20 protein-coding genes are annotated in these 22523 nt (G+C 70.1%); 7 read left to right on the forward strand and 13 right to left on the reverse strand.

Going from position 1 to position 22523, the window contains the following annotated elements; genetic code table 11:
- Together ABD908_RS20725 and ABD908_RS20730 are read left to right on the forward strand one after the other, a co-directional pair.
- A partial coding sequence (locus tag ABD908_RS20725; RefSeq protein WP_344999534.1) for a phytoene desaturase family protein occupies positions 1-926 on the forward strand: 926 nt, incomplete at its 5' end.
- Between the two features lie 217 nt (positions 927-1143).
- Entirely contained in the window at positions 1144-2181 is a 1038-nt protein-coding gene (locus ABD908_RS20730; RefSeq protein ID WP_344999538.1) for an alcohol dehydrogenase catalytic domain-containing protein, read from the forward strand.
- 42 nt (positions 2182-2223) lie between these two features.
- On the opposite strand, the gene ABD908_RS20735 is transcribed toward ABD908_RS20730, so the two are convergent.
- Together ABD908_RS20735 and ABD908_RS20740 are read right to left on the reverse strand one after the other, a co-directional pair.
- Positions 2224-3108: a formylglycine-generating enzyme family protein gene (locus ABD908_RS20735; RefSeq protein ID WP_344999564.1), complete on the reverse strand. Its 885-nt coding sequence runs from the start codon at positions 3106-3108 to the stop codon at positions 2224-2226.
- 4 nt (positions 3109-3112) lie between these two features.
- On the reverse strand, positions 3113-5482 hold the full coding sequence (locus ABD908_RS20740; RefSeq protein WP_344999540.1) for an arylsulfatase: 2370 nt from the start codon (positions 5480-5482) through the stop codon (positions 3113-3115).
- Between the two features lie 74 nt (positions 5483-5556).
- On the opposite strand from ABD908_RS20740, the gene ABD908_RS20745 reads away from it, so the two are divergent.
- Positions 5557-6186 (forward strand): TetR/AcrR family transcriptional regulator, encoded by a 630-nt coding sequence (locus ABD908_RS20745; protein ID WP_344999542.1) that lies wholly within the window; start codon positions 5557-5559, stop codon positions 6184-6186.
- A gap of 58 nt (positions 6187-6244) precedes the next feature.
- Here the strand turns inward: ABD908_RS20745 and ABD908_RS20750 are convergent, their stop codons facing one another.
- Positions 6245-6895, reverse strand: a complete 651-nt coding sequence (locus ABD908_RS20750; protein WP_344999566.1) for a CbtA family protein — start codon at positions 6893-6895, stop codon at positions 6245-6247.
- 144 nt (positions 6896-7039) lie between these two features.
- Complete coding sequence (locus ABD908_RS20755; RefSeq protein WP_344999544.1) at positions 7040-8233, reverse strand: Fic family protein; 1194 nt, start codon at positions 8231-8233, stop codon at positions 7040-7042.
- Between the two features lie 126 nt (positions 8234-8359).
- On the opposite strand from ABD908_RS20755, the gene ABD908_RS20760 reads away from it, so the two are divergent.
- Complete coding sequence (locus ABD908_RS20760) at positions 8360-8725, forward strand: MDR/zinc-dependent alcohol dehydrogenase-like family protein (protein WP_344999546.1); 366 nt, start codon at positions 8360-8362, stop codon at positions 8723-8725.
- Here the strand turns inward: ABD908_RS20760 and ABD908_RS20765 are convergent.
- From ABD908_RS20765 to ABD908_RS20785, 5 genes are all read right to left on the reverse strand, one after another.
- Entirely contained in the window at positions 8713-9072 is a 360-nt protein-coding gene (locus tag ABD908_RS20765) for a DoxX family protein (RefSeq protein ID WP_344999548.1), read from the reverse strand. The two genes, ABD908_RS20760 and ABD908_RS20765, sit on opposite strands and share 13 nt — an antisense overlap.
- Positions 9069-9689 (reverse strand): TetR/AcrR family transcriptional regulator, encoded by a 621-nt coding sequence (locus ABD908_RS20770; RefSeq protein ID WP_344999550.1) that lies wholly within the window; start codon positions 9687-9689, stop codon positions 9069-9071. The genes ABD908_RS20765 and ABD908_RS20770 overlap by 4 nt, the downstream gene beginning before the upstream one ends.
- 100 nt (positions 9690-9789) lie before the next feature.
- Positions 9790-10791, reverse strand: a complete 1002-nt coding sequence (ilvC, locus tag ABD908_RS20775; RefSeq protein WP_344999568.1) for a ketol-acid reductoisomerase — start codon at positions 10789-10791, stop codon at positions 9790-9792.
- Positions 10792-10883: 92 nt separating this feature from the next.
- Positions 10884-11387, reverse strand: a complete 504-nt coding sequence (ilvN, locus tag ABD908_RS20780; RefSeq protein WP_344999552.1) for an acetolactate synthase small subunit — start codon at positions 11385-11387, stop codon at positions 10884-10886.
- Positions 11384-13333 carry an acetolactate synthase large subunit gene (locus tag ABD908_RS20785; RefSeq protein WP_385924142.1) on the reverse strand — a complete coding sequence of 650 codons (1950 nt, stop codon included), beginning with the start codon at positions 13331-13333 and terminating at the stop codon, positions 11384-11386. The genes ilvN and ABD908_RS20785 overlap by 4 nt, the downstream gene beginning before the upstream one ends.
- Before the next feature lie 294 nt (positions 13334-13627).
- On the opposite strand from ABD908_RS20785, the gene ABD908_RS20790 reads away from it, so the two are divergent.
- Both ABD908_RS20790 and ilvD read left to right on the forward strand, forming a co-directional pair.
- On the forward strand, positions 13628-14182 hold the full coding sequence (locus ABD908_RS20790) for a PH domain-containing protein (protein ID WP_344999554.1): 555 nt from the start codon (positions 13628-13630) through the stop codon (positions 14180-14182).
- A 29-nt stretch (positions 14183-14211) separates the two neighbouring features.
- On the forward strand, positions 14212-16053 hold the full coding sequence (gene ilvD / locus ABD908_RS20795; protein WP_344999556.1) for a dihydroxy-acid dehydratase: 1842 nt from the start codon (positions 14212-14214) through the stop codon (positions 16051-16053).
- Positions 16054-16189: 136 nt separating this feature from the next.
- Here the strand turns inward: ilvD and ABD908_RS20800 are convergent, their stop codons facing one another.
- Positions 16190-17317 (reverse strand): DoxX family protein, encoded by a 1128-nt coding sequence (locus ABD908_RS20800; RefSeq protein ID WP_344999557.1) that lies wholly within the window; start codon positions 17315-17317, stop codon positions 16190-16192.
- Between the two features lie 85 nt (positions 17318-17402).
- On the opposite strand from ABD908_RS20800, the gene ABD908_RS20805 reads away from it, so the two are divergent.
- Positions 17403-18614 carry a PQQ-dependent sugar dehydrogenase gene (locus tag ABD908_RS20805; protein ID WP_344999559.1) on the forward strand — a complete coding sequence of 404 codons (1212 nt, stop codon included), beginning with the start codon at positions 17403-17405 and terminating at the stop codon, positions 18612-18614.
- Positions 18615-19090: 476 nt separating this feature from the next.
- Here ABD908_RS20805 and gatB read toward each other — a convergent pair whose 3' ends face one another.
- The 3 genes from gatB to ABD908_RS20820 all read right to left on the reverse strand — a co-directional run bounded on the left by gatB (position 19091) and on the right by ABD908_RS20820 (position 22434).
- A complete protein-coding gene (gatB, locus tag ABD908_RS20810) occupies positions 19091-20584 on the reverse strand; it encodes an Asp-tRNA(Asn)/Glu-tRNA(Gln) amidotransferase subunit GatB (RefSeq protein ID WP_344999561.1) in 1494 nt (497 codons plus the stop codon).
- Between the two features lie 109 nt (positions 20585-20693).
- A complete protein-coding gene (locus tag ABD908_RS20815) occupies positions 20694-21725 on the reverse strand; it encodes an ATP-dependent 6-phosphofructokinase (protein WP_344999572.1) in 1032 nt (343 codons plus the stop codon).
- Positions 21726-21777: 52 nt separating this feature from the next.
- Complete coding sequence (locus ABD908_RS20820) at positions 21778-22434, reverse strand: response regulator (protein ID WP_344999563.1); 657 nt, start codon at positions 22432-22434, stop codon at positions 21778-21780.
- Between the last annotated feature and the right edge of the window lie 89 nt (positions 22435-22523).

Below are 22523 nucleotides of genomic sequence, written 5' to 3' on the forward strand. Positions count from 1 at the left end.
GTCCGCGGGCGTTCCGCACCCCCGCGGCCCGCGGACTGTGGGGGGGCATCGCGGCCCACACCTTCCGCCCACTGCACCACCCGCTGACGTCCGCCATCGGCCTCGGCATCACGGCCGCCGGGCACCGGTACGGCTGGCAGGTCGCCCAGGGCGGCTCCGGATCGATCAGCGCCGCACTGGAATCCGTGCTCATCGAGGCGGGCGGCACCGTCGAGACCGGCGTGCGGATCGAGCACGCCCACCAGCTGCCCGACGCCGACGTGACGGTGTTCGACCTCGATCCGCACGCGGTGGCGTCGATCCTGGCCGATCGGATCCCCCGCCGGGTCGCGAACGGCCTGCGGCGCTTCCGATTCGGCCCGGGCGCGTTCAAGGTGGACTTCGCCGTCGACGGTGGCGTGCCGTGGACCAACCCCGACGCGCGGCGGTCCGGCACGGTGCACCTCGGCGGCGAGTTCGCAGAGGTGGCCGCCACCGAGCGTGCGATCCACGCCGGCCGGATGCCGGAGCGCCCCTTCGTCCTCGTCGGGCAGCAGTACCTCGCCGATCCGGGCCGCAGCGTCGGCGACATCCACCCGGTGTGGAGCTACGCGCACGTGCCGAACGGCTACGGCGGGGACGCGACCGCGGCGATCGTCGCGCAGATCGAACGGTTCGCGCCGGGCTTCCGCGACCGGATCGTGGGTACCGCGGTGTGCAGCACGACCGAGATGTCCAGGTACAACACGAACTTCGTGGGCGGGGACATCAACACCGGGGCGAAGGACCCGCGGCAGTTGGTGTTCGGGCCGCGCCCGACCCTGCAGCCCTACGACCTGGGCCCGGGGTTCTACCTGTGCTCCGCGGCGACGCCGCCCGGGCCCGCCGCCCACGGCATGTGCGGATACCACGCGGCGCAGCGCGCTCTGACAGCGCTGCGCCGTTGAGGATCCGGCGGGGTCCGGTACCGGCGGCGCTCGGCGCGATCCGCGCGACGGTGGCGATGCCGCCGGGCCGGTGACCGCTGCGGCTGCAGGCCGCCGCAGGCGCCGCGCTCGGGGCCTCCCGCACCGACGACACGCCGGACGTGAGACCGGCGATCGCCCAGGTGGAACTGTTCTGCTACACCCGCTATCGAACCGACCGGACGGAGAATCGACCACCATGCGCGCTGTGAAACTGAGCGGCCCCGGCACCCTCACACTCGAGGACGTGCCGATCCCGGAGCCGGGTCCCGGGCAGGTACGGATCAAGGTCACCTCGGCGGGGTTGTGCCAGTCGGATCTGCACGTACTGCACATGAAGGACTGGCCCGTGCGGAACATGACGATGGGTCACGAGGGGGCGGGGATCATCGACGCGGTGGCACCGGACGTCTCCGGCCCGGCCGTCGGTGATCCGGTCATCGTGGATCTGATCTGGAGCTGCGGGCAGTGCCGACCGTACGTCGAGGGCCGCGGGAACGCCTGCGCGGTAGCCGGATCCCGCACCGCCTTCCCCACCACTCCGGGCCTGGGCCCCAACGGCGCGATGGCCGATTACCAGGTGGTCCCCGCCCGCCAGACGCTGCCGCTCCAGGGGCTCGACCCGGCCACCGCGGCTCCGCTGGGCGACGCCGGTGTCACCCCGATGCACGCGATCAACACCGTGCGCGATCGGTTGATCGCGGGGGCCACGGTGGTGGTGATCGGGGTCGGTGGTCTCGGCCACCTGGGGGTGCAGATCCTGGCTGCGACCACCGGCGCGCGAATCGTCGCGCTGGACACCGACCCGGCCAAGGTGGCGGCCGCGGCCGGGCACGGCGCGCATCTGGCGCTGCCGTCCGGTGCCGACGCCGCGGCCCGGATCCTCGCCGAGACCGACGGTTACGGAGCCGACGTGGTGCTGGATTTCGTGGGCGTACAGCCCACCATCGACCTCGCGGCGGCGACGGTGGCGCCCGAAGGCGCGGTCCGGTTGGTGGGTCTGGGCGGTGGACGATTCCCGATGAGTGCGGTCGGCGACGGCACCGTGCTGCCCTGGGGTGTCAACGTTCAGCGCTCCTACGGTGGCACCCGCACCGACCTGCTGCAGGTGCTGGCCCTGGCGCGGGGCGGGCGACTGCGAGTCGACACCGTGGCGTACCCGCTGGACGAATTCCAGCGCGCCTTCGACGATCTGGCGGCCGGCCGGCTCTCGGGGCGGGCGGTCCTGATCCCCTGAAGCCGCGGCCGCCCGTGTCCCCCGCGCGCGCTCGCCGCGGCGTCAGACCGACGGCACGGCGAGAGCACAGCGGAAGCCGATGTGCGTGGTCGAGGTGTCCGGCGATTGCGGAGACCGGGCGGCGGGTCGGTACCGGTGGCAGTACTCGGGTGCACACAGGTGCGAGCCGCCCTTGAGGGTCTTCCGCAGGTTCGGGTCGGCCGCAGCCGATTCCGGCGAGCAGCACGCGTGGGCGCCGGCCGGCCGGCGGCTGGTCGAGTACGGGGTCGCGGTCCACTCCCACACATTGCCGATCATGTCGACCAGGCCGAAGTCGTTGGGCGGGAACGTCCCGACCGGCGAGGTGCCGACCCACCCCGCGGCACCGTCGTTCCGGTACGGGAAGCGCCCCTGCCACGTGTTCGCCATGAGGCGCCCCACAAGGCGCACCTCGTCGCCCCACGGATACGTGGTCGCGCGACCGCCCCGGGCCGCATACTCCCACTCCGCCTCCGTCGGGAGTCGGCGGCCGACCCACGCGGCGTATGCAGCCGCATCGGCATAGGCCACCTGGACCACGGGATGATCGGGCTCGATCGTGGAGTCCGGACCGGCGGGGCTCCGCCAGTTCGCGCCGGGCACCCAGTGCCACCACTGTCGCCAGTCGCCCAGGCCCACGGGTCCACTGGTCGGCCGGAACACCAGCGCCCCGGGTGCCAGGTCGGACGCGGCCACGCCCGGGTACAGCGCGGGATCGAGTGGCCGCTCCGCGATGGTGACGTAGCCCGTCGCGTCGACGAACCGCGCGAACCGGGCATTGGTGACCGGCTCGCGCTCGATCGCGAACGGCGCCACGCGCATTCGGTGCGGCGGCGACTCGTCCGGGTAGAAGCCCGTCGCCCCCATCGTGAACTCGCCGCCCGGGAGCACCACGAGGCGGGCCGGCACCCCGTCAGTCACGGGCGAACGCGAGCCTGATCAGCGCCGCCCGGTTCACCACCGGGTCCCCGTCGAAGTCGATGTCGACCCGCGCGATGGCTCCGCCGGTGAACGGGAACGGAGAGCTGTAGTCGGGCGAGACGGAGTAGGAGACGCTGCGGCCGACGCTGACCGTCTGCACGATGTCCAGGAACCGGACGTACATGCCCGCGTAGGCCCCCACCACGTCGTCGTCGATCAGCAGCTCCGCGTCCCCGACGGAGTCGATCTCGCCCGGGGCCGCTCCGGTCCGGGTGAATCGCACGCCCAGGCTGTGTTCCCCGCGCGGCAGGGGCCGGTCGGAGACCATGGCCTGTACACCCCCTTCGGGGCCGGTGTACGCGTAGTGCAGGCGGCCGGCCTCGGCGAACAGCGCCTGCCCGTTCGACCTGTCGCCCTGGGAGAACAGCACCCCGCACGCATCGTCGTCCGTCACGGTGACCTGCGCGCGGAGGGTGAACGAGCGGCCGCGCACCAACCCCGTCATTCTCGTGTTGTGTGCAGGCGCATGCGGGTAGAACACCGCCGACCGCGGCGCTGGTGCGGCGGACGACGCCCCTCGGGCCATCAGCTCGAGCAGGCTGAGATCACTGAGTGGGAAAGCCTGGTGCTTCTCCGCCTCGCTCCGCCACAGTTCCTCGAGTTCGCGCAGCTTCTCGGGGTGCCGGTCGGCCAGATCCCGGACCTGGCTGCGGTCGCGTTCGATGTGGAAGAGCTCCCAGCGATCCTGGTCGAAGTTCGACCACCCGCGCGGATGCAGCGCGGTGGGCGGGTGCACCGTGTCGGCGAACCACCCCTCGTGCCAGATCCCGCGGGTGCCCATCATCGAGTAGAACTGGGTGCTCTTCGGGGTCGCGGCCTCGGCGTCGTCGAGTGCCGCCCGGAAGCTGACACCCTCGAGCGGGGCCTGCGGAACCCCGCCGACGGTGGCGGGCGGCTCGACGCCGAGGAGGTCGTAGACGGTCGGCGTGACATCGCTGACGTGGACGTACTGCTCGCGGACCTCGCCGCGGGCCGCGATCCCGTCGGGCCAGGCGATGATGCATGGATCGGCGATACCGCCCTCGTGCGAGGCGTACCGCTTGAACAGCTTGTACGGGGTGTTGAAAGCCATCCCCCAGCCGTTCGAGTAGTTGATATGCGTTCCCGGGGAACCGAACTCGTCGAGCCGCGCCAGCCCGTCCGTGAACGCGGACCGGTCCGCGCCGGCGAACAACGCCATCTCGTCGAGCGTGCCCGCGGGACCGCCCTCACCGCTCGCGCCGTTGTCGGACATGGCGACGATGATCGTGTTGTCCAGCTGGCCCGTCTCCTCGAGGAAGTCCAGGACCCGGCCGAGCTGGGCGTCGGTGTAGCTCAGGAAGCCCGCGAACACCTCCGCCATCCGGCACGAGACGCGCCTCTGCTCGTCGGTCAGCGAGTCCCACGGCAGTACGGTCTCCGTCTGCGGCCACGGCGTCCCGTCGGCGGCGGTGGCGTCGGCGTAGGGGTTGATCGGCGACATCTCGGTGTCGGGCGGCAGCAGCCCCATCGCCTTCTGGTTCGCCAGCACGATCTCGCGGTAGGCCTCGTAGCCCATGTCAAACCGGCCGCGGTACCGATCCGCCCACTCCTTGGCCACCTGGTGCGGGGAGTGACCGGCACCGGGACAGAGGTACATCAGCCACGGCTTGCCGGGCGCGGACGCACGCGAGTCGCGGAGGAACTCGACGGCGTGGTCGGCCAGGTCGCGGGAGAGGTGATACCCCTGCTCAGGGCTCGCCGGCGGGTCGACCGGGTGGTTGTCGCTGACCAGGCTGGGGTACCACTGGTCGGTCAGGCCGTCCAGGAAGCCGTAGAACCGGTCGAACCCGCGGCGGATCGGCCAGTGCCTGCGCGAGCCCGCCGCGTGGCACTCCTCCAGCGGGGCCAGATGCCACTTGCCGACGGCATAGGTGGCCCAGCCCCGCTCCCCCAGCACCTCGGAGAGCATCGCCTTCTCCGCCGGGATCCGCCCGTTGTAGCCGGGGAAGCCCTCCACCAGATTCTCCACACTGCCCACACCCACCGACGTGGCATTGCGGCCGGTGAGCAGCGCGGCGCGCGTCGGTGAGCACAGCGCGGTGGTGTGGAACTGGGTCAGACGGACTCCGAGATCCGCGATCCGGCGCATCGTCGGCATCTCGACCAGCCCACCGAAACAGTCCCAGGTGCCGATGCCGATGTCGTCCCACAGGATGTAGAGCACGTTGGGGGCGCCGGCGGGCGCCTGCGCCGCGCGGAACGGCAGCCAGTCCGGCTCCGAATGGCGGATGTCGTCCGCGATAGCCCCCTGGAACCGCACGCCGTCCACAGAATCTGTCATGACTGACACAATAGCCATTCTGTCAGTCCTGACAAGATGTTGAACGGAAACCGGCGCCATGGGATATTGCTCGGGTGAGCACCGAGCCCGGCAGGCGCGAGACCCGGAAACGGGCGACCCGTCAGGCACTGCAGGACGCGGCCGACCGGCTGTTCGCCGCTCGTGGCTACGACCGCACCACGGTGCGGGAGATCGCCGAGGAGGCCGGCACCACCGAGCGCACGTTCTTCCGGTACTTCAGCGGGAAGGAGGATCTGCTCACCCAGGACATCGAGCGATGGCTGCCCGTGTTCGGCGAGACGATCCGGTGTCGGCCCGCCGCCGAGCCGCCGCTGACCGCGATCCAGAACGCGATCGCGCAGATGGCGCGGGAGCACGGCGCGACGATGCGCCCGAATCTCGCGTGGATGTTCCTCGACGGTCCGCCCGCTGTGCGAATGGGGAGGGCGGGCCGGGGTCTGCTGTTGAAGATCGAGGACACGATCGCGACGGCGCTGGGTGACCGCAGCTCCGATCCGGGCCCCGCGGGGGCCGCCGATTTCGCGAGTCAGATCGCCGCCCGCTGCGCGGTCGCGGTGCTGCGTAGCGCGGCCATCCGGGACTGGCAACTACGTACCGACGGGGTCACTGCGCGCCCGCAGATCACCGATCTGCTCACCGAGGCGTTCGGCGTCGCCCGGCGGTTGGACGCCCGGCCGTCGTGACGCTGGGCCGTTGTGACGCCGCGAGTCGGCGATCCCGATCTCACGATCCCCGATCGTCCTACTCGGCGGCCGCCATCTGGGCCCGGGACGCCTGGGTCGCGGGCGCCGACGGTGTACCGACGAGGCGTTCGAGCAGCGCACCGACGACGACGGCGATGGTGGCCCAGATGAGCGTCTGCTCGAGGATCGAGTACCAGCGGAACTTCCACAGCACGTCGGGGTCGAAGCCGGGATACACGATCTGGCCGGGGGCGACGGTCTGTCCGTCGATCACCAGAGGCCTCGACACGACGTTGGTGATCGGCTGTGGGGTCTCGGTGGCGGCCCGCGCGAAGCCGAACTGATGCGCTGCGTCCACGTTGGCCTGCAGGTCGCCGAGCGAGGGCAGCAGCCCGATCAGGAGTCCGTAGACGACGTGGAAGGCGACCACCGACAGCGCCACCGGCGCCGCGGTGCCGAACCGCCGACTCAGCAGTCGGAACAGATAGCCGGCCAGGCCGAGGAGGATCAGCGACGCCGCGACCATCGTGAGATACAGATGCCCACGCGTGACGATGGTGAAGGTGTGCCCGATCGCCGGGGGGTTCGCGGGGTACTTCACGAACGGCAGCAGGTACACATCGAGGAAGCCGAAACCGGCGAGCATCCACGCGAGGTTCCTGGGTCGGACGTGCACGCGGCCGTGCAGTACGACGTAGGCCTCGCGCAGTCACGTTCCGGTAAACCTACCCGTGGACGAGCCGAAGCGTCGACGCGACAGAACGGACGCCGACTCTGCGGGTGCCGGCGTGTTCAGTCGTGGCCGGAGTGTGGCGGCACCCTGCGACATCTTCCGAGTAGGCCGGATATCGGCTCAGCCCCGCCGGATCGCGCGGGCGGCGAACTCGTCGAGCGCGTCCGTGACCTCTTTCGCGTGCCACATGCGGTTGCGTCCAAACCCGGTGAACTCGCACAGGATCCCCGCATCGACGAGCGGCGCGATCGCCCGTCCGACGTTGCCGGGCGCAATGCCGAGCTCGACCGCCGTGGTCCTTGCATCGATGACCGGTTGCCGGAGAAGAACATCCAACAGGCGCCGCGCCGCGGTACCGCGGCGCACACCGACGCGCTCATTCCAGGCGGCGTTCACCGAACGCAGATCCGCAACCAACCGACTGCCGTTGGCGACCGCGGACAGCGCGGCGTTCGCCATGACCTCGACGATGGGAGTGACGTCGCCGCGACGGTACGCCTCCAACGTCGCGAAGTAGCGACCGGTGTCTGCCAGCAGTCCTGCCGACACCGGCACGGTGACGTTCCGCGTGAGTCCGCTGCTGCGGAACATGGCCTGAACTAGAGCACGACCCGTGCGGCCGTTGCCGTCGGGGAACGGGTGGATCGTCTCGAACTGGGCGTGCGTGACGGCGGCCGAGACGAGCGGCAGGATATCTGCGCGGCCGGTGAAGGCGACCAGATCGTCGATGAGCGCGGGTACTCGTTCCGCCACCGGAGCGACATAGTCGGCCCCGTGGGGCCCGACCCCGGTCCCGCCGATCCACACCGGTCCGGTGCGCCATCTCCCCGCGATATCGGGCTCGGTGCCCTCCAGGAGTGCCCTGTGCATGGCGAGTATCGACTCTGGATCACGCTGGTCGGCGAGTGCGATCGCCGCCTCCATCGCCGCAACGTTGCCGACAACGGCTGTCGCATTCCGCTTCTCCCGGCTTCCGAGTTCTGCCAGCGCGATCTGTTTCGCACCCGACGACAGGTTCTCGATCTGCGAGGATGATGCAGATTCCGAGCGGAGCAGAATCGAGGCGAAAGGCGCGATCTCTCGGCCGAGTTCGGCGTCGAATCGGGTGACGGCCGCGCTCGCCTCCGTCGCGAGCAGGGTCACCTCTGGTGCGACCGGAGGCGTGCGATCGGCGATCATCGGAACTGCCGCCGCATAGTAGTGACCGCGGTACCGATCACGTTGCGCCCGGGTCAGCAGGTCGATGGGGACCGTAGGCGTCCACGCAGCACTCTCCCACGAGAGTGGGGGCCACCCCGGACTACCTGACGCCATGGGGCTACCATATCTTCAGTTATCAGATAAGTGAAGATATGAGGCGGTCGTACCTTCACTTGCCGCCTCGCGGATCCTCGCCGAGACGGACGACTACGGCGTGGACGTGGTGCTCGACTTCGCCGTGTGCAGCCGACCGTCGACCTGGCCGCCGCGGTGATCGCCCCGGAGGGACTTGTCCGCCTGGCCGGCCTGGCCGGTGGTCGGTTCCCGATGACGGCGAACGTCGACGCGACGATGCTGCCGTGGGGCGGTACCCGTGCGGATCTACCGCAGGTGTTGGCGCTCGACGAACGGGACGATCTGCATCCGGAAACGACGAAGTACCCGCTGGCGGACTTCCAGCGGGCCTTCGACGATCTTGCGACCGGCCGGCCGGCCGGGTGCCGGCGTGGGCGGTGCTGGTGCGGTAGCGGCCCGGCCGACGAGCAGGATCTCGCCATCGCCGGGGAAGCGGCGCAGCGCCAGGGCAGACCCGCTCACGGCGGATAGGACACCGCGAGCACGATCACCGAGAAGGCGAGCATGCCGAGGCAGTTGATCCAGAACGAGGATCGCAGGAAGCGGGCTCGCACGTGCGCCGCAGCCGCGCAGACGAAGTAGCCCACCACCCCCACGTCGGCCGCCACGCCGATCCCTGGATAGTGCAGCCCCGCCACCAGCCCGGCGACGGCGAAGAGCTTGATCACGATCAGGATCCACCGCCACTCGCGGGGGAAGCCGACCCCGTCGAGGCAGTCGGCGATGAACCCCGGCGGCCGGAGGGACATCAGCGCATCGACCAGCAGCACGGCCGCGAGTATCGCGGTGAGCCAGGGCAGGTGTGGGGTGTCGATCATCGTTCGACCTCCTCGCCAAGGATCTGATGAATCGCCTCGACCAGGCGATCCCGAGCCGATTGCTGGTCGAGCGCGCCGCCCGAGGTGGCGAACAGCATGCCGATGTAGACGTAGTAGAGGGTGCGGGCGGCAGCCGCGGGATCAGGCCGCCCGGCCGCGGCCATCACCTCGGTGAACTCGCGTATCAGCGCCTGTGCCAGGTCGCCGAAGACCCGGGAGGTATGCCGACCGCGGGCCAGCACAGCAGCGTATTCGCGGGAGAGGTCACCGTCGGCGTCGAAGTAGGCGATGAACGGTCCGACGATCTCGCCGATCCGGGTCACCACCTGCGCGGTGGTCGGCGATCGCGCGGCAGACCGTGCCGGCGCGGCCGCGCGGGCGGCGTGCACCGCCGCGATCCACTCGTCGACGATCGCGATCAGCAGCGCGTCCTTCTCCCCCACGTTCATCACCGTCCCGACGCTGACCTGCGCTCGGGCGGCGATGTCCCGGATGGTGGTGGCTGCGTAACCGCGCTCCCGGAACGATTCGTCGGCGGCGGCCAATACCCTGCGCCGGGTGTCCGCGCGGGCCGCGGCGCGGATCCCACCTTCCTTCTGAACATGTTCACTGAACATGTTCAAGATATTATCCGTGCCATGCGCCCCGGACAACCGGGAACGACGCGAGGGCCCCGCCGGACGAATCCGACGGGGCCCTCGCGGATGGGAGCTACGACTAGGCGGTCTCGGTGATGGGCCGGTCGACCCAGCTCATCAGGTCGCGTAGCTTCTTGCCGGTGACCTCGATCGGGTGCTCGGCGTTCTCCTTGCGCAGCGCCTCGAGCTCCTTGTTGCCGCCCTCGACGTTGGCGACGAGACGCTTGACGAAGGTGCCGTCCTGGATGTCGCTCAGGATGTCCTTCATGCGCTGCTTGGTGTCGGCGTCGATGACGCGCGGTCCGGACAGGTAGCCGCCGAACTCCGCGGTGTCGGACACCGAGTAGTTCATTCGGGCGATGCCGCCCTCGTAGATCAGGTCCACGATCAGCTTGAGCTCGTGCAGCACCTCGAAGTACGCCATCTCGGGGGCGTAGCCCGCCTCGACCATGACCTCGAAGCCGGTCTTGATCAGCTCCTCGGTGCCACCGCAGAGGACGGCCTGCTCACCGAACAGGTCGGTCTCCGTCTCCTCCTTGAAGGTGGTCTTGATGACGCCGGCGCGCGCGCCACCGATGGCCGCCGCGTAGGACAGGGCGAGCGCCTGGCCCTCGCCGGTGGGGTCCTGGTCGACGGCGATCAGGCAGGGCACACCCTTGCCGTCGACGTACTGGCGACGCACCAGGTGGCCGGGGCCCTTGGGTGCGACCATCGCGACCGTGACGTTGGCCGGGGCCTCGATCAGCTTGAAGTGGATGTTGAGACCGTGGCCGAAGAACAGCGCGTCGCCGTCCTTCAGATTGGGCTCGATGTCCTCCTTGAAGATCTGCGCCTGCGCGGTATCGGGCGCAAGCAGCATGATCACGTCGGCCCACTCGGCCACCTCGGCCGGGGTGCCGACGGTGAGGCCCTGCTCCTCCGCCTTCACGCGGGACTTCGAGCCCTCCTTGAGGCCGATGCGCACCTCGACGCCCGAGTCACGCAGGCTCAGCGAGTGCGCGTGCCCCTGCGAGCCGTAGCCGATGACGGCGACCTTCTTGCCCTGGATGATCCCCAGGTCGGCGTCGTCGTCGTAGAACATCTCCACTGCCACTTGTCTTCGATTCCCTTCGATGTACTTCGATTTTGAAATGTTTTCGGGGGTACCCGGGGACGGAGCCCCGGCATGTCACGCTAGCGCGTCGCCGTGATCGACTTCGGCCCGCGCCCCAGTGCGATGACGCCGGACTGTGCGATCTCCCGGATCCCGAACGGGTCGAGGACCACGAGCAGCGCGTCGAGCTTGTCCGGGGTCCCCGTCGCCTCGATGGTCAGCGAGTCGGGCGACACGTCGACGATCTTCGCGCGGAACAGATCGACCGTCTGCGTCACCTGGCTGCGGGTCGAGGCGTCCGCCCGGACCTTGACCAGGATCAGCTCGCGCGCGACCGAGCTCACCGAGTCCTGCTCCACGATCTTGATCACCGACACCAGCTTGTTGAGCTGTTTGGTCACCTGCTCGAGCGGCAGCTCGTCGACGGTGACCACGATCGTCATCCGGGACACGCCCTTGAGCTCCGTGCCACCCACGGCGAGCGATTCGATGTTGAATCCGCGTCGCGAGAACAGCGAGGCGACGCGCGCGAGCACGCCGGGCCTGTCCTCGACCAGGACCGACAGGGTATGGGTGCTGCTCATCGCTGCTCGCCCTTCTCCATGACCGCGTGGATGACCGCCGGCTCGGCCGCCGCCTCGTCATCGTCGAACAGCGGGCGGATGCCGCGCGCGGCCATGATCTCGTCGTTGCTGGTGCCCGCCGCGACCATCGGCCACACCTGGGCATCGGCGCCGACGATGAAGTCGATCACGACGGGGCGGTCGGTGATGGCGCGGGCCTCGGCGATCACGGCGTCGACGTCCTCGGCGCGCTCGCACCGCAGGCCGATGCAGCCGAGGGCGTCGGCGAGCTTCACGAAGTCCGGGATCCGGCGCGAGTGCGTCGACAGGTTGGTACTGGAGTACCGCTCCTCATAGAACAGCGTCTGCCACTGGCGGACCATGCCCAGGTTGCCGTTGTTGATGATCGCGACCTTGATCGGCAGGCCCTCGATCGCGCACGTGGCCAGCTCCTGATTGGTCATCTGGAAGCATCCGTCACCGTCGATCGCCCACACCTCCTTGTCGGGTGCGGCGGCCTTGGCGCCCATCGCGGCGGGCACGGCGTAGCCCATGGTCCCCAGTCCGCCCGAGTTGAGCCACGTGCGCGGCTTCTCGTACTTGACGAATTGCGCCGCCCACATCTGGTGCTGGCCGACACCGGCGCAGTACACCGCATCCGGGCCCGCAGCGGCGCTGAGCCGCTCGATGACGAACTCGGGGTTCAGCGAGCCGTCCGTCGCAGGCGGATACGCCAGCGGGTAGGTCGTGCGGATCCCGTCGAGGTACTCCCACCAGGCCGTCAGGTCGGGCGCGGGCACCGTCGACCGGTCCTCGGAGATCGCGGCGATGAGCTCGGTGATGACCTCCTTGCAGTCGCCCACGATCGGGACGTCCGCGAAGCGGTTCTTGCCGATCTCGGCCGGGTCGATGTCCGCATGGATCACCTTGGCGTCGGGCGCGAACGAGTCCAGCTGGCCGGTCACCCGGTCGTCGAACCGGGCGCCGAGCGTGATCAGCAGGTCCGAGCGCTGAAGCGCGGCCACGGCGCCGACGGTGCCGTGCATACCGGGCATGCCCATGTGCTGGCGGTGGCTGTCCGGGAACGCGCCGCGCGCCATCAGCGTGGTGACGACGGGGACGCCGGTCAGCTCGGCGAGCTGGAGCAGCTCGGGCGACGCGTCCGCCTTGATGACACCGCCGCCCACGTACAGCACCGGCGCCTTGGCTGCCGCGATGAGCCGGGCGGCCTCCCGGATCTGCTTGCCGTGCGGCTTGGTGACCGGGCGGTAGCCGGGCAGGTCGAACTGCGGCGGCCACGAGAACACGGTCTCGCCCTGCAGGACGTCCTTCGGGATGTCGACGAGGACGGCGCCGGGACGGCCGCTCTCGGCGAGGTAGAAGGCCTCGGCGATGATCTGCGGGATCTTCGCACCGTCGTAGACCAGGAAGTTGTGCTTGGTGACCGGCATGGTGATGCCGGAGATGTCGGCCTCCTGGAAGGCGTCGGTACCGATCAGGCCGCGACCCACCTGCCCGGTGATCGCGACGACGGGCACGGAGTCCATCTGCGCATCGGCGAGCGGCGTCACCAGGTTGGTGGCGCCCGGACCGGACGTGGCCATGCACACACCGACCCGGCCGGACACCTGCGCGTAGCCGGTCGCGGCGTGGCCGGCGCCCTGCTCATGCCGCACCAGGACGTGCCGGACCTGCTTCGAGTCGAGCAGCGGGTCGTACACCGGGAGGACCGCGCCACCGGGAATGCCGAACACGACCTCGACGCCGAGCTCCTCGAGGGAGCGGACGACGGACTGCGCCCCGGTGACCCGCTCGGGCGCGACGGTGCGGGCACCGCTGAGCGTCGAGGGGATCTCACCCACCGAGTTCTTGTGCTGGGCAGCGGAATTCCCGCCGGGGACACCGGCGGAAGGCTTGCGGGCCCCGGGCTTGTGCCCTGGGTGGGGCCGAGCGGTTGGTGCGCTCACGGCTTGACCTTCTCGTAGCTGACGGATGATGGGACTGCAGATGACTCCGGTTGGGCCCGGAGGTCCCCGGGCAACAAAAAACCCCCGTCAGCGGTTGGCTGAGCGAGGGTGGCGCGTCGTGCGTGGTGTGAAACGGAGTAACCGGTTCAGGCGACGACGCGCCGACCGATTACGAGGAGCTGTTCGCTGTGCTTCACAGGGCCAAAGTATTCCTCTCGATCACACCGAGTCAAACGAGTGAGCGCCTTCATCCCACATCCTGGGACGCCAGGCGTGCGTGCGACAATGCATGTCATGCGCGTCAGTCGGCCCCGGACCCGAACAGTCACCACCGATCACACCTCGGACACCTCGGTCGCGCTCGGTGGCGCAGACCGTGTCGTGTTCAAGCACCCCGGAATCGCACTGCTGGGGATCGGGCTGTTCGCGGTCTGCCTCGCCACCGTCGCCGGCCCCTGGATGCTGGGCCAGGAGATCGTGGACCACGGCTCCCAGGCGGGCGGGGGCACCCACCTGCGCTGGGTCGGCTGGGTGATCCTGATCCTTCCACTCGCGCTCACATTCTGGGTGCTCCGCGTCCGGACGGTGGTCGACGGTGACGGGATCCGCTCGGTGCGGATCCTGGGCGCCACCTCGATCGCGTGGGCCGATATCGACGGGCTTAGAATTGCGAAGAACGGTGCGGTATACGCGGTTCGCACCGATCGCTCCGAGGTGCGGCTACCCGCCGTCACCGTCGGGCAGCTAAGCCGCCTGGCGTTCGCCAGCGGCGGCCGCATCCCGGATCCGTCCGCCGACGCGGTAGCCCTCGACCGCGTCGACGCGGATCGCGTCGAATCAGCCCAGTAATGAAGTCGATCAGCAACTAAAGAGGCACCATGCCACCCCTTCGCTCACGCACCACCACCGTCGGCCGCAACGCCGCGGGCGCCCGCTCGCTGTGGCGGGCCGCCGGCCTCACGGACAGCGATTTCGGTAAGCCGATCGTCGCGATCGCCAACTCGTACACGCAGTTCGTGCCGGGCCATGTGCACCTGAAGAACGTGGGCGACATCGTGGCCGCGGCCATCAAGGCCGCCGGCGGCGTCCCGCGCGAGTTCCACACCATCGCCGTCGACGACGGCATCGCGATGGGCCACGGGGGCATGCTGTACTCGCTTCCCAGCCGGGAGATCATCGCCGACTCGGTCGAGTACATGGTCAACGCGCATACCGCCGACGCGCTGGTCTGCATCAGCAACTGCGACAAGATCACGCCGGGCATGCTCAATGCCGCCATGCGGCTGAACATCCCGACCGTGTTCGTGTCCGGCGGTCCGATGGAGGCAGGCAAGGCCGTCGTCGTCGACGGCGTCGCGCACGCCCCCACCGACCTGATCACCGCGATCTCGGCGTCGGCCAACGACTCGATCGACGCGAAGGGCCTCGGCGAGGTCGAGCGCTCGGCGTGCCCCACGTGCGGCTCGTGCTCGGGCATGTTCACCGCCAACTCGATGAACTGCCTGACCGAGGCCCTGGGCCTCGCGCTGCCGGGCAACGGGTCGACGCTCGCCACGCAGGCGGCCCGCCGCGCGCTGTTCGAGCGTGCCGGCACGACCGTGGTCGAGGCGGCACTGCGGTACTACCGCGACGACGACGAGTCCGTGCTGCCGCGCAACGTCGCGAGCCCCAAGGCGTTCCGCAACGCGATGGCGCTGGACGTGGCGATGGGCGGCTCGACCAACACCGTGTTGCACACCCTGGCCGCAGCTCAGGAGGGCGAGGTCGACTTCGACCTCGCCACCATCGACGAGATCAGCCGCCGCGTGCCCTGCCTGTCGAAGGTCTCGCCCAACTCGAACTACCACATGGAGGACGTGCACCGGGCCGGCGGCATCCCCGCCATCCTGGGTGAGCTGCGGCGCGGGGGCCTGCTGGACTCCGACGTCACCACCGTGCACACCCGCGACTTCGACGAGTGGCTCGACACCTGGGACATCCGCTCCGGCAAGGCGTCCGACGAAGCGATCGAGCTGTTCCACGCCGCACCCGGCGGCGTGCGCACCGTCGAACCGTTCTCGACGTCCAACCGGTGGGAGAGCCTCGACACCGACGCGGCACACGGCTGCATCCGCGACATCGAGCACGCGTACACCGTGGAGGGCGGCCTGTGCGTGTTGCACGGCAACATCGCGCTCGACGGCGCCGTGCTCAAGACCGCGGGCATCGACGAGGACCTCTTCTCCTTCGAGGGCCCCGCCGTGGTGGTGGAGTCGCAGGAGCAGGCGGTATCCGCGATCCTCGGCAAGAAGATCAAGCCGGGCGACGTCATCGTGATCCGGTACGAGGGCCCCAAGGGCGGGCCGGGTATGCAGGAGATGCTGCACCCCACCGCGTTCCTCAAGGGCGCCGGCCTGGGCAAGGTGTGCGCTTTGATCACCGACGGCCGGTTCTCCGGCGGTACGTCGGGCCTGTCCATCGGCCACATCTCCCCTGAGGCCGCAGCCGGCGGCTCGATCGGCCTGATCGAGAGCGGTGACCGGATCCGCATCGACGTGCACACCCGTGCGCTCGAGGTGCTGGTCGACGACGACGAGCTGGACCGCCGTCGCGCCAAGATGGAGGCGTCCGAGCGGCCGTGGCAGCCGCTCGACCGGCAGCGTCCCGTCACCACCGCGCTGCGGGCCTACGCAGCACTGGCGACGTCCGCAGACCGCGGCGCCGTGCGCCACGTGCCGTAACCCGTACCCCGCGTCCGCAACATGTGCACCCTTCCGTCGATCGCACCACCCGCTCAACATGTGCACCCTTCCGTCGATCACACCGACGGAAGGGTGCACTTGTTTGTGGGGTACACCGACGGAACGGTGCACATGTTCAGTGCTTGACCAGCGGGTCGGCGCCGTTGAACACGATCCAGATCACCACGCCGCCGGCGATGCCCGCGAGCAGCCACGCGACCGAACCCGCATGGGGGCGCCTGGCCCAGCCGCGGCCGTAGTCGAGCGAGAGCCGTCCCGGACCGGCCAGCAGCACGCCCACCGCGGCGCAGCCGAGCATCAACTCGAGTTCGATCCCGCTCTTCGCAGCGAAGAACTCGAAGCCCGTGCCACCCAGCGTCAGCTTGTACAGCGCTGCGACGATCATCGCGCCCAACGCGCCGGACGCGGCGATCGGCGTCAGCACACCCACCACCAGCATGACGCCGCCGACCAACTCCACCACCCCGTTGGCCACGGCCAGCACTTCGACGTAGTGATGAAAGCCGAGCGTCGGGTCACCGTCGGGACCGGAGTTCGCGAGGAACTTCTGGAATCCCCCGAGGCCGGGGCCTCCCCACAGGCCGAACAGGTGCTGCGCACCATGCCCGACCAGGATCACGCCGAGCGCGACCCGCAACACGAGCAGGCCCACGTCGGTCGTACCCCGCTTCGACGCACGCCGGGCCGCCTCCAACTCGTCGGCACCGGTCGGACCCGAGAACCGGCGGCCACGCGGCACATCCGACTCCGCGGGATTTCCGTGCGCGTCGATCGGCACCGTCAGCCCCTCGGCCTCGGCCCGCGCGGCGGCCGCCCGCTCGCGCCCCCGGCGCCGGTTGTTGAGCCGCCCGAACTGGTCGCGCTGGGCGCTGTCGGCCGGGATCGGCACGGTGGGCCCGGTGGGGGCCGACGGTGCGGGGATCGCCTCGGTGGGGCCCGCGTAGTCACCGAACGACAGCCCCGGGCTGGTGTCCGGCACCGAGGACGAGCCGATAGGCGGATCCGCGGGCCGCGCCACGAACGACCCGCTCGCCGGGTCGTCGCGGTACCGCGGGAGCGCGGGACCGATGCCGGTGTCGGAGTCGTCGTGCGGGTCGAGGATGCGCCCGGTACGGTCGCCGATCTCCGAGGTGTCCCCGAATCTGGGGAGCTCACCCGTCGGGCGGTCCATAGGTGAGCCCGCCGAGTCGCGGGTCGCGGGCGGGTCGGCGCTCGTGGCCTTGTCCGATCGGTTGTCACTCACGCCCTCCAGGGTAGAGCGCCGGGGACCGCAGATCCGGGACCGAACCGCGGTCCGGCGCGATCGCCAGGATCGGTACTGTGGCGTCATGACCGGCCACAGACCCCGCAGCCGTGTGCGGCTCGCCGCTGTGCTGCCGAGGCGGCTCGCCGCCGTGCTGCCGAGGCGGCTCGCCGCCGTGCTTCCAAGGCGGCTCGCCGCCGGGGCCGTGGGACCGCTGGCCGCCCTGTCGGTCACCGCCGTCGCGCTGTCGGGGTGCGCGGACTTCTCCAGCAGCGAGGCCGCGCCGTTCAGCGCGGCACCCGAGGGCGCGGAGACCACCACGACCACGCCGCCGCCCCCGACGTCCGCGCTGCCCAAGCCGAAGGGCCCGTGCATAGATCAGGACCCCGCGGTGATCGCGACCTGCCTGACCGATCCCACCGCCGTTGTGCCCACCGAGACGACCGAGCACACCTACACCGCGCAGCGGAACGGCGACGTCTACTACACCACCACCGACGAGCCGAACCAGCTGATCGTGCACATCCCGGTCGACACCTCCGGTGACGGTGGCCTGATGTCCATCGCCCTGTCCCCGCACTACGACGAGGACCACCTCTTCTACGCCTACATCAGCACGGCCACCGACAACCGGGTCGTCCGCGTGGCCCCGGGCGACGACCCGAAGGTGATCCTCGCGGGCATCCCACGCGGCGCCACCGGCAACGTCGGATCGATCATGTTCACGTCCAACAAGACTCTGGTGGTCGCGACCGGCAACACGGGAGACCCTGCAGCCGCACAGAACCCGGCGTCGCTCGCCGGCAAGGTCTTCGCGATCGACTCCCCCGGCACCATCACCCCCGCGCACCCGCGCATCCTGATGTCGGGCGTCGGCTCCCGGGCCAGCCTGTGCCGCGATCCCGACGGTGGCCCGCTGTTCGTCGCCGAGCAGGGCGCCGACCGCGACATCCTGCGCGCCGTGAGCCTGACCGGCGACGCACCGTCGGTGGTGTGGACCTGGCCCGACCGCCCCGGCCTCCAGGGCTGCGCCGTGGCGGGGCAGACGATCGCACTCAGCGAGACCACGGGTCCGCGGGTCGAGGGGATCACGCTGCAGAAGGATTCGACCACCGCCACGGGCGCACCGCACACCATGCTCGGCAGCCGGTACGGCCTCATCGGCCGTCTCACCACCGGCCCCAAGGGAGTCGTCGAGGGCGCGACCCGCAACAAGGGCAGGGGCAAGCCCGCCCCCACCGACGACCGCGTCGTCCTGATCCCGATCAGCGGCGCCGCCGCCGACAGCCCGGACTAGCCTGCGGCGCAGTGTGAGCGCGAGACCGGTAGCGCAAGACGTGCCCCGTTCACGCCCACGAGTCCGCTCCCGGTTACGTACCCGCGGCGGATCCCGCCGACGCGGGCGCGGTCACCCGCACCGATTCGCCCGACACGCCCACGTGTCCCCCGAAATCGTGCGGGTAGCCGCGACACCGATCCCCCGCCGACGTCGACCCCACCACAGGGGCCAACGGCTCCGCGCGGCTCGCCGCAGTTGTGGTCACGACCCGGCCCCGCCCGACACGCCACCGACGACCGCGATCCAGCCGTACACCAGCGAGATCAACACCACCACCCAGCTGAACCCGGCCCTCGACACCACACCACACGCTCAAACTGCGCGGCATGGGGACCGACCTGCGCCTGGCACCCAGCATCCTGCGCGGCAACGCCTTTCGGGCGCATGAGCCGAGGACTCCGGTGGTTCAGAGGGGCCGTGGGCGCCGACGGTGGCTACTGGCAGGCCGCGAGCACCAGCTCGCGGACGCGAGCAGCGTCGGCCTGGCCACGGGTCGCCTTCATGACGTCGCCGACGATCTTGCCGGCGGCCTGCACCTTGCCCCCCTTGATCTTCTCCACGATATCGGGATTGGCGGCGAGCGCGTCGTCGACCGCCTTCTGCAGGGCACCGTCGTCGCGCACCACCTCGAGTCCGCGGGCGGCGACGACCTCGTCGGGCTCCCCCTCGCCGTCGAGCACCCCGACGATGACCTGCTGCGCCAGCTTCGCGGTGAGCTTGCCCTCATCGACCAGCGCGATCACGCGGGCCACTTGCGCGGGGCTGATGGCGAGCGCGTCCAGCTCCACCTCGCGGCTGTTGGCCTGCTGCGGCAGGAAGCTGCCCCACCACGAGCGGGCGGCGTCCGGCGTGGCGCCGGCGTCGACCGTGGCGATGATCTCGTCGATGGCGCCCAGGTTGACCAGGTCGCGCATGACCTCGTCGGACAGCCCCCAGTCGGCCTGGATGCGCGCACGGCGCACCCAGGGCAGCTCACCGATCGTGCCGCGCAGCTCCTCGACGAGCTCGGCGGACGGCGCGACCGGTGCCAGGTCCGGATCGGGGAAGTAGCGGTAGTCCTCCGCGGTCTCCTTGCGGCGGCCCGCGGCGGTGGTGCCGTCGACCTCCTGGAAGTGCCGCGTCTCCTGAATCACCTCTCCGCCGGCCTCGAGCACCGCCGCCTGACGCCGCATCTCGTACCGCACGGCCACCTCGACCGACTTCAGCGAGTTGACGTTCTTGGTCTCGGTGCGAGTGCCGAACTCGGCCCGGCCCTTGGGCTTCAGCGAGAGGTTGGCGTCACACCGCATCGAGCCCTGGTCCATCCGGACGTCAGACACCCCCAGACCCGCGAGCAGGTCCCGCAGGGCCGTGACGTAGGCCCGGGCGATCTCCGGCGCGCGGTCACCCGCGCCCTCGATGGGCCGAGTGACGATCTCGACCAGCGGCACGCCGGCGCGATTGAAGTCGAGCAGCGAGTGCGACGCGCCGTGGATGCGGCCGGTGGCCGAACCGACGTGCGTCGACTTGCCCGTGTCCTCCTCCATGTGCGCGCGCTCGATCTCGACCCGCCACGTGGTGCCGTCCTCCAGCGGGACCTCCACGTAGCCGTCGTAGGCGATCGGCTCGTCGTACTGACTGATCTGGTAGTTCTTCGGCTGGTCCGGGTAGAAGTAGTTCTTCCGCGCGAAGGTGGACGTCGGCCGGATCGAGCAGTTCAGCGCCAGACCGATGCGGATCGCCGACTTCACGGCCTCGACGTTGACCACCGGCAACGCGCCCGGCATCCCCAGGCAGGTGGGGCAGACCTGGGTGTTCGGCGCGGCACCGAACGCGGTGGGGCACCCGCAGAACATCTTGGTGGCGGTGCCGAGTTCGACGTGCACCTCCATGCCCATCACCGGCTCGAATCGGTCGACGACGTCGGCATAGTCCAAGAGCTCACTCATAACCGACGATTCTATCGACCCTGCTTTCGCGCGCCCGGTCGCCGTCACCCGAACTACGCCGCTGCGCGCACTCGCGGAGGTCCGGGTGCCCACGCACCACCCGCCGCCGTCACCCGAAGAACGCCGCTGCGTCTTCGTACCGCGCCGACGGCACCCGCTTCAGCTGGCTCACCGCCTCGCTCAGCGCCACGAGGCCGATCTCCTGGCCCTGCAGGGACACCATCTTCCCCCACTCGCCGGCGTGCGCCGCGTCGGCGGCGTTCACCCCGAACCGGGTGGCCAGCACGCGGTCGTACGCGGTGGGTTTGCCGCCGCGCTGCACGTGTCCGAGCACCGTCGTCCGCACCTCTTTCCTGATGCGCTTCTCGATCTCGACGCCCAACTGGTGGGCGACACCGGTGAAGCGCTCGTGCCCGAACTCGTCGACTCCGCCCACCCGCAACTCCATCGTCCCCTCCGCAGGCTTCGCACCCTCGGCGACGACGCAGATGAAGCTCGAGTGCCCGTGCTGGAACCGGCGCTTGATCAACCGACACAGCTCCTCGACGTCGAACGGCACCTCGGGGATCAGGATCATGTGTGCGCCGGCCGCGATTCCCGAGTTCAGCGCGATCCACCCCGCGTGCCGCCCCATGACCTCGACCAGCATCACGCGCTGGTGCGACTCCGCGGTCGAATGCAGCCGGTCGATCGCGTCGGTGGCGATGGTCAGGGCCGTGTCGAAGCCGAAAGTCACGTCCGTGCAGTCGATGTCGTTGTCGATCGTCTTCGGCACCCCCACCACCGGGACGCCCTCGTCCGACAGCCACGACGCGGCCGTCAGGGTGCCCTCGCCGCCGATCGGGATCAGCACGTCGATCCCGTTCTCGTCCAGCGTCTCCTTGATCTGGTCCAGCCCTTCGCGTAGGCGGTCCGGGTGCGTGCGCGCGGTGCCGAGCGTGGTGCCGCCCTTGGTGAGCAGCCGATCGTTGCGGTCGTCGTTCGCCAGGTGCACGCGCCGGTTCTCCAGCAGCCCGCGCCAGCCGTCCTGGAAGCCGACGACCGAAGACCCGTAGCGCGCCTCCGACGTCCGCACGACGGCGCGGATCACCGCATTCAGTCCAGGGCAGTCGCCGCCACCGGTCAGGATTCCGATCCTCAAGCTCATGGCCCCATCTTCCCGGTCGGACGGCGCGCTGTCCCGGTAACCCTCGTCAGCCGGGGCTGACCACAGCATTCTCGTAGGCGTAGACGACGGCCTGCGCACGGTCCCGCAGCCCCAGCTTGGCCAGCACCTTCGACACGTGGGTCTTGACCGTCTGCTCGGATACGTACAGGTCAGCGGCGATCTCGGCGTTCGATCGACCCGCGGCGACAGCCTCGAGCACCTCGCGTTCGCGCGGGGTCAGCGTGCCCAGCTCGGCCGGCTGCGCGCGGCGGCGGGCACGGGTCGCGGTGACCTCGGCGATGAGGCGACGGGTCACCGACGGCGCGAGCAGGGCCTGTCCATCGTGCACGACCCGGACCGCCCGGACGAGTTCGTCGGCCGGGGCGTCCTTGAGCATGAACCCGGACGCACCGATCCGCAGCGCCTCGTAGACGTAGTCGTCGATGTCGAACGTGGTGAGCATCAGCACCCGGGTCCGCGGATGTGCCCGCAGGATCTCCGCCGCCGCCTCGAGCCCGTTCATGACGGGCATCCGCACGTCCATCAGAATCACGTCGGGGCGCAGCCGGGCGGCCTCGGCCACAGCGACGCTCCCGTCCGGCGCGTCGCCGACCACGGAGATGTCGGGCTGCGCCGCCAACAGGGCGCCGAAACCCTGGCGCACCATCGCCTGGTCGTCTGCGATGAACACGGTGATCGCCACCGCCCGACCCTAGCCCGCGTTCCGTCCGGCCGGCTCTACCGCGCGGGGCCGGCGACCGGCAGGACCGCGCGCACGGCGAAGCCACCGTC

This window comes from Tsukamurella soli (genome assembly GCF_039541155.1).
GTDB classification, from domain to species: Bacteria; Actinomycetota; Actinomycetes; order Mycobacteriales; family Mycobacteriaceae; genus Tsukamurella; species Tsukamurella soli.